This window comes from Bradyrhizobium sp. 27S5, from assembly GCF_037217225.1.
GTDB lineage: Bacteria > Pseudomonadota > Alphaproteobacteria > Rhizobiales > Xanthobacteraceae > Bradyrhizobium > Bradyrhizobium septentrionale.
In genome coordinates, this window is record NZ_CP147714.1 from 4023204 (window position 1) to 4037034 (window position 13831).

10 protein-coding genes are annotated in these 13831 nt (G+C 65.1%); 5 read left to right on the top strand and 5 right to left on the bottom strand.

The genetic code is table 11. The features are described from left to right. The first annotated feature begins 122 nt into the window (after positions 1-122). Positions 123-1061, top strand: a complete 939-nt coding sequence (locus WDM24_RS18600) for a GlxA family transcriptional regulator (RefSeq protein ID WP_338832033.1) — start codon at positions 123-125, stop codon at positions 1059-1061. Between the two features lie 611 nt (positions 1062-1672). On the opposite strand, the gene WDM24_RS18605 is transcribed toward WDM24_RS18600, so the two are convergent. The 4 genes from WDM24_RS18605 to WDM24_RS18620 all read right to left on the bottom strand — a co-directional run bounded on the left by WDM24_RS18605 (position 1673) and on the right by WDM24_RS18620 (position 5475). Next, on the bottom strand, positions 1673-2104 hold the full coding sequence (locus tag WDM24_RS18605; RefSeq protein WP_338832034.1) for a hypothetical protein: 432 nt from the start codon (positions 2102-2104) through the stop codon (positions 1673-1675). A gap of 212 nt (positions 2105-2316) precedes the next feature. Next, entirely contained in the window at positions 2317-3573 is a 1257-nt protein-coding gene (locus tag WDM24_RS18610; protein ID WP_338832035.1) for an SLC13 family permease, read from the bottom strand. Between the two features lie 144 nt (positions 3574-3717). Next, positions 3718-4659, bottom strand: coding sequence for an alpha/beta hydrolase (locus WDM24_RS18615; RefSeq protein WP_338832036.1), 942 nt, complete (start codon positions 4657-4659; stop codon positions 3718-3720). A 36-nt stretch (positions 4660-4695) separates the two neighbouring features. Further along, positions 4696-5475, bottom strand: a complete 780-nt coding sequence (locus tag WDM24_RS18620) for an SDR family oxidoreductase (protein WP_338700472.1) — start codon at positions 5473-5475, stop codon at positions 4696-4698. A gap of 247 nt (positions 5476-5722) precedes the next feature. Here WDM24_RS18620 and WDM24_RS18625 point away from each other — a divergent pair, with 247 nt between their 5' ends. Then, positions 5723-6745, top strand: coding sequence for a DUF2155 domain-containing protein (locus WDM24_RS18625; protein ID WP_338832037.1), 1023 nt, complete (start codon positions 5723-5725; stop codon positions 6743-6745). A 144-nt stretch (positions 6746-6889) separates the two neighbouring features. On the opposite strand, the gene aat is transcribed toward WDM24_RS18625, so the two are convergent. Continuing rightward, a complete protein-coding gene (aat, locus tag WDM24_RS18630) occupies positions 6890-7570 on the bottom strand; it encodes a leucyl/phenylalanyl-tRNA--protein transferase (protein ID WP_166294861.1) in 681 nt (226 codons plus the stop codon). 225 nt (positions 7571-7795) lie between these two features. Between aat and WDM24_RS18635 the strand changes: the two genes are divergently transcribed. The 3 genes from WDM24_RS18635 to WDM24_RS18645 all read left to right on the top strand — a co-directional run bounded on the left by WDM24_RS18635 (position 7796) and on the right by WDM24_RS18645 (position 13828). Beyond that, the gene (locus tag WDM24_RS18635; RefSeq protein ID WP_029082175.1) at positions 7796-9241 is read left to right on the top strand and encodes a DASS family sodium-coupled anion symporter; all 1446 of its coding nucleotides are present in this window, start codon (positions 7796-7798) and stop codon (positions 9239-9241) included. A 178-nt stretch (positions 9242-9419) separates the two neighbouring features. Further along, complete coding sequence (locus WDM24_RS18640) at positions 9420-10724, top strand: MdtA/MuxA family multidrug efflux RND transporter periplasmic adaptor subunit (protein WP_338832038.1); 1305 nt, start codon at positions 9420-9422, stop codon at positions 10722-10724. Continuing rightward, positions 10721-13828: an MdtB/MuxB family multidrug efflux RND transporter permease subunit gene (locus tag WDM24_RS18645; RefSeq protein ID WP_338832039.1), complete on the top strand. Its 3108-nt coding sequence runs from the start codon at positions 10721-10723 to the stop codon at positions 13826-13828. Before WDM24_RS18640 ends, WDM24_RS18645 begins: the two co-directional genes overlap by 4 nt. The last annotated feature ends 3 nt before the right edge of the window (positions 13829-13831 follow it).

Sequence of the window (13831 nt, forward strand, 5' to 3'; positions counted from 1 at the left end):
TCTCCAAATAGCGCTTGACGGAACCACGATGCCATGATGGCCTTCCGTCCAAAATGGCGTATTTCCCTCATTTTAAGACGTAAGGCCATTCGGAACGTAACGTCCTTTGCGAGGATTTGGCGATGATCGGCATCCTGATCTTTCCGGACTTCCAGCTGCTCGACGCGGCCGGACCGATCGCGGCCTTCGAGATCGCCGCGCGCCTTTCCAACAACGCGCCGGCGATCAGGACGATCGCGATGAAGGTGGGGCCGGTACGCTCTTCGTCCGGCGTCGAGATGCTGGCGCGCGGACTCAAGCCGTCGGCGGCGATCACGACGCTGATCGTCGCGGGCGGCACGGGCGTGGGCGGAGCGGCGACCTGTCCGACCACGCTGTCATTCGTGCGGCGGATGGCGGACCGCGGCATTCGGGTCGCCAGCGTCTGCTCGGGCGCCTATGTGCTGGCCGAAGCGGGCTTGCTCGACGGCCGCCGCGCCACCACGCATTGGCAGCGCACGCCGCATTTCGTGAAGACCTATCCGAAGATCAAGCTCGAGCCGGACCAGATCTTCGTCCGCGACGGCAATATCTGGAGCTCGGCCGGCATCACCGCCGGCATCGATCTCGCGCTCGCGATGATCACCGAGGATTACGGCGACGAGATCGCGCAGAACACCGCGCGGCAGCTCGTGCTGTATCATCGGCGCAGCGGCGGGCAGTCGCAGTTTTCCTCGCTGCTGGAGTTGAAGACGCCGAACGGACGGTTCGGGCCGCTGCTCGCCTGGGCGCGCGAGCATCTCGACGCGCCGCTGACGGTCGAGGACCTCGCCGACAAGGCCGGGATGAGCTCGCGGCATTTCACCCGCGCCTTCATCGCCGAGACCGGCACCACGCCGTCGAAAGCGGTCGAGCGGCTCAGGATCGAGGTGGCGCGGCAGCGCGTGCAGTCGTCGGGCGAGGCGATCGAGCGCGTCGCAGAGATCACCGGCTTCCGCGATCCCGAGCGGATGCGCCGCGCCTTCATCCGCGCCTTCGGCCAGCCGCCGCAATCGCTGCGCCGGGCAGCGCGGGTGGGGTAGGCGCCAAATTCATTGACGCTGCCGGCAGAGGCAATTTGAGTTTGGGACAAGCTCGTTGTCCGATCTCACACGATCCATGATGTTTTCGCACTGATGAACCGGCGCGAAGGTTCCCGTGACTTACCTTAAGTGGGCATTGGGGACCCAAGGAGGTTCTAATGACAAAGCATCGAACGATTACCGGGTTCGTGGCTGTTGCCCTGCTAGCTGTCACGGCAACCGCCGCTACGATGAGGTCGCACGCGTCCCGGACCGACGGCATTGCCGTCTCCGGCACGGACATGCTCCCGGCCAAGGACTTTAACGACCGCTGGTCCGCGATATCCGCTTTGCCTCCGGCAACGGACTTGGCCGAACGTGCACCTGACGCGCGTTAAATCGGTCATTGGCAGCGGTCCGGCCCGTTCGAGGACTCGCCGCGCGCAGAGATTGCCCTCGCAGCACAAAAGCCCCGCCGAAGCGGGGCAAGATGTTGAACGACTTAATTTTGAACAGAACTAGCGGTTCCGCCGCGCCGGAAGAGCGCAGCCATTTACCTCACGCAGGATCAGCCCACGATCGCAGAAATCCACGAATGCGCTGAGCACGAAACGTGCCCCAGCCGAAAATTACTAGCTCAATGTGTCGGTCGCGATCTTCTTCTTGAGTGCTTCGCAGGTATCCCTGACCTCCGTGGTCATCAACGCGACGGCTTCGATCTGCAGGAAGAAACGCTTGCCCTGATCGCGGTAACCTGCGGCGAACTCCTTGATTTCCGCGATCATGTCATGGACGCCTGCCACCATTGCCTCGCAGTTCTTGGCCGCCAATTGCAGTTCCGTTCCAAGGGCCTCGATCTCTTTCACCGCCGCTTCGTATTCGCGCACCACCGCCTCGGCCGACAGCTTGCCCACCTCGTTGACGCCGTTGCGGTGCTCGACGTAGTCCGGCATCGGTGAGAGAGGCCGAACGTTGCTGCGTGGTCGATGCGAATTCATCGTGTCGACTTCGCCCTGCAACTGTTCCAGCGGGGCGCGGGCGAGGACTTCTGCACTAACACTCATGCGACGCTCCATAAGTTGTTACGACAAATTGAGTTTAGCAATGTCAACGGATTTGTCTTGCTTTTCCACAAGTTTGACGAAAGTCCATTGTGCAACGCAGCATGGCAAATTCCGCATTGGCGATAGCAGGTTGGTGAACAGCCGCGCGCCTGCGGCCAGCTGCCGCAATCGCTGTGCCGGGCGGGTGAGGTAGGGCGGCCTGGACGGCGAGCTCAATGCGGCGCGTCGGGGTGCCAGCCGAGCAAAGCGAGCATCACGAAGAAACCGACGACGTAGGCCACCATGATCGGCCAGCCCTGGGTGATCCATCGGACCACTGACTTGGCTTCCGGATACATGCTCGACACCGCGACGCCCGCGGACGAGCCGAACCAAACCATCGATCCGCCAAATCCGACCGCGTAGGCGAGGAAGCCCCAGTCGTAGCCGCCTTGCTTCAGCGCCAGCGCCGTCAGCGGAATGTTGTCGAACACCGCCGAGACGAAGCCGAGCCCGAGCGCGGTCTGCCATGATGCGGCCGGCAATTTCTCCACGGGCATCATTGAGGCCGCCGTCACCAGCGCCAGCAGAAACACGGTGCCCTTGAGCGTCTCTGGCATCACCGACCAGTCCGGGCGGCGCAGCAGCGAGGTCAGCAGGATCGCGGCCCAGACGGCGAGGCCGAGCACCGGCAGCGCATCGAGTAGCGCGGGGAACTTCAGATTGGCCGTCACATTGGCCGCGAGCGCAGCGAGCAGGATGATCGCGACGATCGCGACCCGCGCCCAGTCGATCTTCAGGCCGGACGGTGCGTCCTTCACGATCGGGGAGAAGCGATGCTGCTGCAGCGAGGCTGGAACCGCAAACACCAGCATCGCCACGACGGCGCCGACATAGGCGTCGACGACGGTGAGCGGGCTGACGCCGTCGATCCACATCATCGTCGTCGTGGTGTCGCCGACGACGCTGCCGGAGCCGCCCGCGTTCGATGCGGCAACGATGGCGGCGAGATAGCCGATATGGACGCGGCCCCGGAAAACGTAACGCGCAACGGTGCCGCCGATCAGCGCGGCCGCGATGTTGTCGAGAAAGGCCGACAGCACGAACACGATGACGAGCAGGATCAGTCCGCCCTTCCAGTCATCGGGCAGCAGCGCCGGCATCTCGTCGGGAATGCGGCTCTCCTCGAAATGGCGCGACAGCAGCGCAAAGCCCATCAGCAGCAGGAACAGGTTCGAGAGCCCCACCCAATCGTGCTCCATGTGGTGGACGAGGCCGGGCAGGCCGACTCCGAATTTCGCAAAGCCGGCGAAGATCAGCTTGTAGGCGACGATCGCGGCAAGGCCTGTCAACGCCACAGCAAGCGTGTGGTGATGGAAGATCGCGACGCCGAGCAGCGTCAGCGCGAACAGGATGAAGTCGAGCGGGATACCGTAGACGAGGATAGGCGTGAACAAGGCGATCTCGATGGCTGGAGTGCCGGGCGGCATGACACGCGCCCGGCCGCACTATCGCGCGGCGCGGGGAACTGCAAGGCGCGCTAGCGCCGCAAGCTGCGCTCGCCGCTTCGAGCCATGATCGGGGGGCGCCAGACCACGTCGCCCCGATCCGGTTGGCCACTCGCCGGGCGGCCGTCAGCCCAGCGTCTTCAGCCAGGCGGTGATCTCTGACACCGCGACATTGGCCTGATTGAGCAGCTTGCCCATGGTGAAGAAGCCATGGAATTGGCCGGGGAAATGCCGGTAGGTGACGGGCACGCCGGCGTCCTTGAGGAATTTCGCGTACTCGTCGCCTTCGTCGCGCAGCGGATCGGCGCCGGCGGTCAGCACATAGGCCGGCGGCAGTCCGGCAAAGCTTGTCGCGCGCGCCGGTGAGACGCGCCAGTCGCTGCCGTCGGCGCCGCCGAGATAGTGGTTGGCGAACCAGCCGATCACCGAATGCGTTAGGAGGATGCTGGTCTCGGGCTCGCGGTGCGAGGGATGTTTTCGCGAGAATTCGGTTGCGGGATAGATCAGCAGCTGGGCGGCAAGCTTCGGTCCGCCGTCACGGGCGGTGAGCGCAACCACGGCCGCAAGATTGCCGCCGGCGCTGTCGCCACCGACGATCAGCCGCGCGGCGTCGATGCCGAGGCCCTTTGCATTCGCGGCGACCCATCGGGTCGCGGTAACGGCGTCATCGACCGCGGCGGGGAAGCGGTGCTCGGGTGCCAGCCGATAATCGACCGAGATCACGATCAGTTCGCCCTCATGGGCGAGCTTCTGGCAGACCACCTCATGGGTATCGAGATCGCCGATCACCCAGCCGCCGCCATGGAAGAACACCAGGCACGGCGCCAGCCCGTCGGTCTTGCGCAGTGTCTTCGGCGTGTAGATGCGCGCCGGGATGATGCCGTGCGGCGCCGGGATCGAAAGCGGCTTGCTGGATTCAAGCGCCGGCGGCTCGGGATTGGAGACGACGCGGGCGGCTCGGTAATATTCGCGCGCTTCCGGTGCGGTCAGCGTCTCATAGGCGGGGCGGCCAGCCTCCTGGAAGGCCTTGTAGACGGCGGCGGCATCGGGATCGAGAACGACGGGCATGGACGACAAACCTTCTTGCGATGCTGGACTGAAGTGTTACGCGGCGGTGCGGCCGCCATCGACGGTGTAGGCGGAGCCGGAGACGTAGCTCGCCTCGTCGGAGGCAAGGAACGCGACGATGGAGGCGACCTCGCTTGCAAGCCCGAGCCGGCGCGCCGGGATGCGGTCGACGATCTTCTCGACAGGCGGCGGCGCGTTGCCGCCACTGCGGCCCTGCAGGATCGTGCTCAGCATGCGGCTGTCGATCATGCCGGGACAGACGCAATTGACGCGCACGCCGGTGCCGGAGCATTCCCAGGCCGCACTCTTGGTCAGTCCGATCACCGCGTGCTTGCTCGCGCTATAGACCGCGATCATCGGCGATCCCACGAGGCCCGCGATCGAGGCAGTGTTGATGATGCTGCCCTTGTTCTGTTTAAGCATCACCGGCAGCACATGCTTCATGCCGAGGAAGACGCCGACGACATTGACGTCGAGCACCCGGCGAAAGCTCTCCAGCGAATATTCCGGGATCGGCTTGATGTCGCCTTCGATGCCGGCGTTGTTGTAGAAGGCGTCGATGGTGCCGAAGCGGTCGACGGCGGCGCGGACATACTCCTTGACCTCATCCTCGCTGGTGACATCGGCTGCGATTGCCAGCGCCTCGGCCGAGGCCGGCAGCCCCTTGATGGCCGCCGACAGATCGGCCTCCCTGCGGTCGACTGCGACAATCCGCGCACCCCGTTCGGCGAGCAGATGGAGTGTCGCGGTTCCGATGACGCCGGCAGCCCCGGTGACGACGGCGACCCGGCCGTCGAGCCTGATGCGATCGGGCATGTCTGGGTTTCCTCTGGCTGGTCCGGTTCGATCCGGATTTTCCTGATTTTCGCGCGTCGCCGCGCGGCTTTAGCGTGCGGACTATCCCACGTGTCCCCAGGGCTTACCAGTGGCTGGCCAGAGCGCCGGGGAGGGCGCCGGACCCGCCCTTTCCCCGCCGTATTCGGCGTGTTAACCGGTGACCTGCGAGCGGCCGATATCAAGGTACACTGTCGCGAGCCCGATTCGCCTTTTAAAGCCGCGCGAGATGCTTCGAACCATTGCCCTGACTGGCTTTGCGGCCTTGATTGCCGCCTCAACCATCTCGCTTGCGCCGCCTGCGCGCGCGCAGATCGGAACGATTTTCTCCGATCCCGCGCCGCGTCCGCCCGGCTCGATTCCGCGCGGTCAGGTGCAGCCACCCAGCGACGACGACGAGGAAGTGCCGGAATTGCCGCGTGGCCGCCTGCTGCCGACGCAGCCGCGGGCGTTGCCGCCAGGGCAGGCGGTGCCGCCGCCCGGCAGCGTGCAGTCGCAACCTTTGGCGCCGCCGCCCGGCACCACGGTCGCTCCGCCGGGCACCCAGCCCGGCGTTGCCGTGCAGCCGCCGCAGCCCGGCGGTCCTGCCGTTGCCAATACGCCGCCCGGCGCAAATCCCTTGCCCGGCCTGCCGCCGGGGCAGCGTCAGCCCAAGGGGACGCCACAGGGAGCTCCACAGGGCACCCCGCCGCAGACGCCGGCGGCGCTGCAGCCGGGCGACGAGGTGGTTCAGGAGCCGCCCTCGACCAAGATCACTAACAAGAAGGCGAGCTTCTCCGGCCTCGACAAGATCACCGGCCGCATCATCAATTTCGACGAGGAAATCGGTGAGACCGTGCAGTTCGGCGCGCTGCGGGTGAAGACCGATGCCTGCTACACGCGGCCGTCGACCGAAGCCGCCAACACCGACGCCTTCGTCGAGGTCGACGAGATCACGCTGCAGGGCGAGGTGAAGCGGATATTCTCGGGCTGGATGTTCGCGGCAAGCCCTGGCCTGCATGGTGTCGAGCATCCGATCTACGACATCTGGCTGACCGACTGCAAAGGGCCGGACCAGACCATCGTGACCGCCGCGCCCGACCCGCCGAAGGCACCGACGCCGCCACCGCCGCCAGCCCAGAAGCGCGCGCCGCCGAAGCAAGCCGCGCCGCGTCCGCCGCCGCAGCCGTTGCCGCAATACCAGCAGCCGCCACCTCCGCCGCCCCAGCAGCAGCGGCCGGGCGGTTTGTTCGGCGGCTTGTTCGGAAACTAGACGCGGTCTCGTGCCCCGGACGCAACGCAGCGCGAAGTGATGCGCTGCTGGGCCGGGGCCTATGCTTCCGATGGGAATGAGTGAGATGGGTCCGCGCTCTGCGGAGCAGCGTTACACGCTGCACCGCGTCCGGGACACCAGCCCTTAATTTCGCGCCGCGATGATCGCCAGCGCCTGCTCGCCCTTCACCGGTTGCGTGGCATCGAGCTTGCTGAAATCCGCCGGCGTGCCAGTGATCGCCTTGTCGAGCAGCGCGCGATAACGGCGCCGCGAGATTTCGATCGCGCCGAACGTCTTCAAATGCTCGGTCACATACTGCGTGTCGAGCAGCTCGAACCCGCCCGCGATCAGCCGTGCCACCAGATGCACCAGTGCGACCTTCGACGCATCGCGTGTGGTGTGGAACATGCTTTCGCCGAAGAAGGCGCGGCCAAGGCTGACGCCATAGAGCCCGCCGACCAAATTGTCGTCCTGCCAGACCTCGACGCTGTGGCAATGGCCTGACGCGTGCAGCCCGAGATAGAGATCGCGGATGCGCTTGTTGATCCAGGTGTCGTCGCGGCCGGGCTGCGGTGCCGCGCAGCCGGCGATCACGGCCTTGAACGCGGTATCGACGGTGACCGTGAACACATCCGAGCGCACGGTGCGCGCCAGGCGGGAGGCGATACGGAAGCCATCGAACGGAATCACGCCGCGCAATTCGGGCTCGACCCAGAACAGGGTCGGGTCGTCGGCGCTCTCCGCCATCGGGAAGATGCCGCAGGCATAGGCGCGCAGCAGCACCTCGGGGGTGATCTCGGAGGAGGCGGAGTCTCGTGACGTCATGGTCACGAGAATAGCAAAGCGTGCGTGGTCTTGCGATGGGGGGCCCCTCGGGTGTCGCACGGTGTTGACGAGACGCGCCGGTTCCTCCACAAGCCGCGCCGTTCGGCTGCAGTTTCCCGAGACGGGCTGCGCGGCCGTGCTACATTGCAACAAAAAGATGGCGCCGCCGTCCGGGACATGGCGGTTTGCACGCCCGACAATCGACACAGCTGAGGGGGACGCTGCATGAAGTGGTCATGGCGGACATTTGCGCCGTTGCTGGTCTGGCTGGTGATTTATCTGGTCCCGGTGCCGGCGGGGCTGAACGCCAACCAGTGGCACTATTTCGCGGTGTTCGCCGCCGTGATCACCGGGCTGATCCTGGAATCGATGCCGGTCGGCGCGGTTGGCCTGATCGGCCTGACGGTCGCCGGCGTCGGCGGCTATGTCGAGCCCGATCCGAACAAGTCGCTGCGCTGGATGCTCGGCGGCTTTTCCGAGAGCACGGTGTGGCTGATCGTCGGCGCCTTCGTGTTCTCGATCGGCTACCGCAAGAGCGGGCTCGGCCGCCGGCTGGCGCTGCTGTTGGTGCGGGGGCTCGGCCGCCGCACCATCGGGCTCGGCTATGCGGTGGCGTTCTCCGATCTCGTGCTGGCACCGGCAACGCCGTCCAATACCGCACGCTCGGGCGGCACGATCTATCCGATCGTCAGCAACATCCCGCGCATCTATGGCTCCGAGCCCGGTCCGACCGCGGGCAAGATCGGCACCTTCGTGATGTGGACGGCGTTTGCGACCACGGCCGTCACCAGCTCGCTGTTCCTCACCGCGCTGGCGCCGAACGCCGCCGCGCTCTCGATCGCCAAGAAGCTCGTCAATATCGAGGTCGGCTGGTCGCAATGGTTCATCGGTTTCGCGCCGCTCGGTATCCTTCTGCTGCTGCTGGTGCCGCTATTGAGCTACGTGATCTGCCGGCCCGAGATCAAGGAGAGCCCGGAGATCGTGACCTGGAGCGAGGGCGAGCTCACCAAGATGGGCCCGCCGTCGCGGCACGAATGGATCATGGCGGTGTTGGTGCTGCTCGCGATGTTCCTGTGGATCTGCGGCTCCAATCCCAATATCAGCGTGCCGCTGCTCGGCTCGAACTTCATCAACGCGACCACGGTGGTGTTTGTGGTCATCTCGCTGATGCTGCTCACGGGCGTGATCGCGTTCGAGGACATCGTCGCCGAGAAGAGCGCGTGGGAGGTATTCTTCTATTTCACCTCGCTGCTCACGCTGTCGTCGGGCCTCAACGAAATCGGCTTCATCAAATGGGTGGCCGAGGGCTACGCGAAGCCGCTTGCCGGGATGTCGCCGTTCGTCGGAATGATCCTGCTCGTCTCGTTCTTCTTCTGGATCCATTACTTCTTCTCGAGCATCACCTCGCACGCCGCCGCCGTGCTGCCGGTGGTGCTCGCCGTCGGCTCAAGTATTCCCGGCCTCTCGGTGCAGACCTTGATGCTGCTGTGCGTCTATTCGCTCGGGCTGATGGGCGTGATCTCGCCCTACGCCACGGGACCGGCGCCGATGTATTACGGCAGCGGCTATATCGGCAAAGGCGACTTCTGGAAATTCGGGCTGATCTTCGGCGCGATCTACTTTGCCGGATTGTTGCTGATCGTGTTGCCCTGGTTACAAACGATCGGGTAAAATAGCCACAATCCAGCGGGAAACAGCGGCCGACCGGGAAGGAGGGACTTTCCTTTCCGATTCTTAACGCGCTTTGTCTGGCGGAAGCGATCAAAATGCTTCCCGAATGTGGCGCGCGTGGATCTCAGGGGACACATAGAGCCGCGCGAGCTCTTTCGTGTTTCTTCGTGGGCAAGTTATGGACCAGCATATAAAAGACCCGTCGATCATCGCGCCCGAGCCGGTCAGGCGAACGTCGCGCGGCCGAGGGATTCTGACCGGATGTCTCGTGCTGGCGGTGCTTGCCGGCATCGTCTGGTGGACGCGCCAGCAAAGCCCGCCGCAACAGGCCGGCGGCGGCCGCAACGCCGCGCCGATGTCGATCGTCCCGGAGACGGTCGGCAAGGGCGATATCGGCGTCAGCCTCAATGCGCTGGGCACCGTGACGTCGCTCGCCACCGTGACGATCAGGAGCCAGATCAGCGGCTACCTGATGAAGATCGATTTCAAGGAGGGCGACGAGGTCAAGAAGGGCGACCTGATCGCCGAGATCGATTCGCGGCCCTATGAGGCGACGCTGGCGCAGGCCAAGGGCACTCTGGCGCGCGACGAGGCGCAGCTGAAGGGTGCCCAGGTCGATCTCACCCGCTACCAGAACCTCGCCACGCAGAACGCGGTGCCGCACCAGACGCTCGATACCCAGGTCGCACTGGTCGCGCAGTATCAGGGCACTGTCGAAGCCGACCGCGCCTCGGTGAAGTCCGCCGAGGTGAATTTGCAATATTGCCACATCGTGTCGCCGATCAACGGACGCGTCGGCCTGCGCCAGGTCGACCTCGGCAACTATGTGACGCCGGGCGACACCAACGGCCTCGTCGTGATCACGCAGCTCGAGCCGATCAGCGTGCTGTTCACGCTGCCGGAGGACAATCTGCAGGCGGTCGCCAAGCGGCTGAAGGAAGGCGCCAAGCTGCCGACGGCGGCCTATGACCGCAGCGGCGCCAACAAGCTCGCCGAGGGATCGCTGCAGACCTTCGACAGCCAGATCGACGCCACCACCGGCACGATCAAGCTGCGCGCCCAGTTCGAGAACGACAAGCGCACGCTGTATCCGAACCAGTTCGTCAACATCCGCCTGCTGCTCGATACCCACAAGGACGCCACCACGATGCCGACGGCCGGCATCCAGCGCGGCGTCCCCGGCACCTTCGTCTATCTCGTCAACGCCGACAGCACGGTCTCGGTGCGCCCGGTCAAGCTCGGCGTCACCGACGGCGACCGGGTCGAGGTGCTCACGGGGCTTGTGCCAGGCGACCATATCGTGATCGACGGCGCCGACAAGCTGCGCGAGGGCGCCAAGGTGATCGTGCGCTCCGCCACCGATACCGCCAACCCGGTCGGGACGGCCAAAGGCGCGGCGACGGGAGATAGCAAAGGCGGCGCCGAACCCGACAAGGCGGGAGGCGGCCACCGCAAGCGTTCCGAGGACGGGCAGACGAAATGAACCCGTCTCGGCCATTCATCCTGCGGCCGGTGGCGACGACCCTGATGATGATCGCCATCATGCTGTCGGGCATGCTGGCGTTCAGATTCTTGCCCGTCGCGGCGCTGCCGGAGGTCGATTACCCGACCATCCAGGTGCAGACCTTCTATCCGGGCGCGAGCCCCGACGTGATGACCTCGTCGGTGACGGCGCCGCTCGAGGTGCAGTTCGGCCAGATGCCGAATTTGAACCAGATGAGCTCGGTGAGCTCGGCCGGCTCGTCGGTGATCACGCTGCAGTTCGGCCTGTCGATCTCGCTCGACGTCGCCGAGCAGGAGGTGCAGGCCGCGATCAATGCCGCGGGCAATCTGTTGCCGTCGGACCTGCCGGCGCCGCCGATCTACGCCAAGGTCAACCCGGCCGACGCGCCGATCCTCACGCTCGGTCTGACCTCGAAGACCATGCCGCTGACGCAGGTCAACGATTTCGTCGACACGCGGCTGGCCCAAAAGATCTCGCAGCTGCCCGGCGTCGGCCTCGTCAGCATCAGCGGCGGCCAGCGGCCCGCGGTGCGGATCCAGGCCGACATCCGCAAGCTCGCGGCCTATGGGCTGAACATCGACGATCTCCGCACCACGCTCGGCAACGCCAATGTCAACACGCCGAAGGGCAATTTCGACGGCGCGATGCGCGCCTACACGATCAATGCCAACGACCAGATCCGCAACGCGAGCGACTACCGGTCGCTGATCATCGCCTACAAGAACGGCTCGCCGGTCCGCCTCAGCGACGTCGGCAACGTCATCGACGGCGCGCAGAACGACAAGCTCGGCGCCTGGATGAACGAGACGCCGGCGATCATCCTCAACATCCAGCGCCAGCCCGGCGCCAACGTCATCTCAGTGGTCCAGGGCATCAAGGCGCTGCTGCCACAGCTCCAGGCCACGCTGCCGGCCGCGATCGACCTCAACATCCTGACCGACCGGACTGTCACGATCCGCGCCTCGGTGCGCGACGTCGAATATGAGCTGTCGCTCGCGGTGGTGCTGGTCGTGCTGGTGATCTTCGTGTTCCTGCGCTCGACCCGCGCCACGCTGATCCCGAGCCTGTCGGTGCCGCTGTCGCTGGTCGGCACGCTGGGGGCGATGTACCTGTTCGGCTTCAGTCTGAACAATCTGTCGCTGATGGCGCTGACGATCGCGACCGGCTTCGTGGTCGACGACGCCATCGTCGTGATCGAGAACATCTCGCGCTACATCGAGGAGGGTGAATCGCCGCTTGAGGCGGCGCTGCGCGGCTCCGAGCAGATCGGCTTCACCATCATCTCGCTGACGGTGTCGCTGATCGCGGTGCTGATCCCGCTGCTGTTCATGGGCGATGTCGTCGGCCGCCTGTTCCGCGAATTCGCGATCACGCTGTCGGTCACGATCCTGATCTCCGCCGTGGTGTCGCTGACACTGGTGCCGATGGCCTGTGCCAAGCTCTTGAAGCCCGAGAGCATGACACGCGAGAACACCTTCCAGCGGCTCAGCCGGGAAGGGTTCGATTACGTCATCGCGATCTATGCCCGGATGCTCAACTGGGTGCTGGATCGCCAGACGCTGGTGCTGTTGGTCGCGCTCGCCACCTTCGGTCTGACCGCGCTGCTCTACATCGTCATCCCCAAGGGGTTCTTTCCGCTGCAGGACACCGGCGTGATCCAGGCGATCTCGGAGGCGCCGCAATCGGTGTCCTATGCGGCGATGGCCGAACGGCAGCAGCGGCTCGCCAGCGCGATCCTGAAGGATCCTGATGTCGAGAGCCTGTCGTCCTTCATCGGCGTCGACGGCACCAACACCACGCTCAACAGCGGCCGTATCCTGATCAATTTGAAGCCGCATGAGCAGCGCAAGGCCGGCGTCGCGACGATCATGGACCGGATCAAGGCGAGCACGGCAGCGCTGACCGGTATCACGCTCTATATGCAGCCGGTCCAGGACCTCACCATCGAGGGCACGGTGAGCCGGACGCAGTACCAGTTCATCCTGCAGGATGCCGATCCGAACGAGCTTGCGGAATGGACGCCGAAGCTGGTCGACAAGCTCAGGGAATTGCCCGAGCTCAGCGACGTCACCAGCGATATCTCGGCGCAGGGGCTCTCGGTGTTCGTGGACATCGACCGTGACCAGGCCGCGCGGTTCGGCATCACGCCGGCCACCATCGACAATGCGCTGTACGATTCCTACGGCCAGCGCATCGTCTCCACCGTCTTCACCAATTCGAACCAGTACCGCGTGATCCTGGAGGCCGACCCGTCGCTGCAGAATTCGCTGGACTCGCTATCGTCGATCTATTTGCCGTCGTCGGTGGGCTCGACGCCGGTGCCGCTGTCGGTGATGGCCAAGATGAGGGTCGAGACCGCGCCGCTGCAGGTCTCGCATCTCGGCCAGTTCCCCTCGGCGACCGTGTCGTTCAATCTGGCGCCGGGCGCCTCGCTCGGCGGCGCGGTGACCGCGATCAAGCAGGCGCAGGCCGACATCAACCAGCCGCTCGGCATGATCACGAGCTTCCAGGGCGCGGCGTTGGCGTTCCAGTCGTCGCTCTCCAATCAGCTGTTCCTGATCCTGGCCGCGATCATCACGGTCTATATCGTGCTCGGCGTGCTCTATGAGAGCTTCATCCATCCGCTGACCATCCTCTCCACGCTGCCCTCGGCCGGCATCGGCGCGTTGCTGGCGCTGATGATGGCGGGCCAAGATCTCACCATCATTGCGATCATCGGCATCATCCTCTTGATCGGTATCGTGAAGAAGAACGCGATCATGATGATCGACTTCGCGCTCGATGCCGAGCGCAACGAGGGCAAGCCGCCGCGCGAGGCGATCTACCAGGCCTGCCTGCTGCGGTTCCGGCCGATCATCATGACGACGATGGCCGCGGTGCTCGGCGCGCTGCCGCTGATGCTCGGCAGCGGCGCTGGCTCAGAGCTGCGGCATCCGCTCGGCATCTCCATCGTCGGCGGCCTTTTGCTCAGCCAGCTGCTGACGCTGTTCACGACGCCGGTGATCTACCTCTGGTTCGATCGCCTCGCGTTGCGGTTTGCCGGGCGGTCTGACGAGGTCGGTGAGGCGAGCGGGTCGCGTTGAGCC

Bases quoted from the DNA above. Each gene is read 5' to 3' on its own strand.
- WDM24_RS18600 (WP_338832033.1), top strand. From the start codon at position 123: ATGATCGGCATCCTGATCTTTCCGGACTTCCAGCTGCTCGACGCGGCC.
- WDM24_RS18605 (WP_338832034.1), bottom strand. From the start codon at position 2,104: ATGAGTGTTAGTGCAGAAGTCCTCGCCCGCGCCCCGCTGGAACAGTTG.
- WDM24_RS18610 (WP_338832035.1), bottom strand. From the start codon at position 3,573: ATGCCGCCCGGCACTCCAGCCATCGAGATCGCCTTGTTCACGCCTATC.
- WDM24_RS18615 (WP_338832036.1), bottom strand. From the start codon at position 4,659: ATGCCCGTCGTTCTCGATCCCGATGCCGCCGCCGTCTACAAGGCCTTC.
- WDM24_RS18620 (WP_338700472.1), bottom strand. From the start codon at position 5,475: ATGCCCGATCGCATCAGGCTCGACGGCCGGGTCGCCGTCGTCACCGGG.
- WDM24_RS18625 (WP_338832037.1), top strand. From the start codon at position 5,723: ATGCTTCGAACCATTGCCCTGACTGGCTTTGCGGCCTTGATTGCCGCC.
- aat (WP_166294861.1), bottom strand. From the start codon at position 7,570: ATGACGTCACGAGACTCCGCCTCCTCCGAGATCACCCCCGAGGTGCTG.
- WDM24_RS18635 (WP_029082175.1), top strand. From the start codon at position 7,796: ATGAAGTGGTCATGGCGGACATTTGCGCCGTTGCTGGTCTGGCTGGTG.
- WDM24_RS18640 (WP_338832038.1), top strand. From the start codon at position 9,420: ATGGACCAGCATATAAAAGACCCGTCGATCATCGCGCCCGAGCCGGTC.
- WDM24_RS18645 (WP_338832039.1), top strand. From the start codon at position 10,721: ATGAACCCGTCTCGGCCATTCATCCTGCGGCCGGTGGCGACGACCCTG.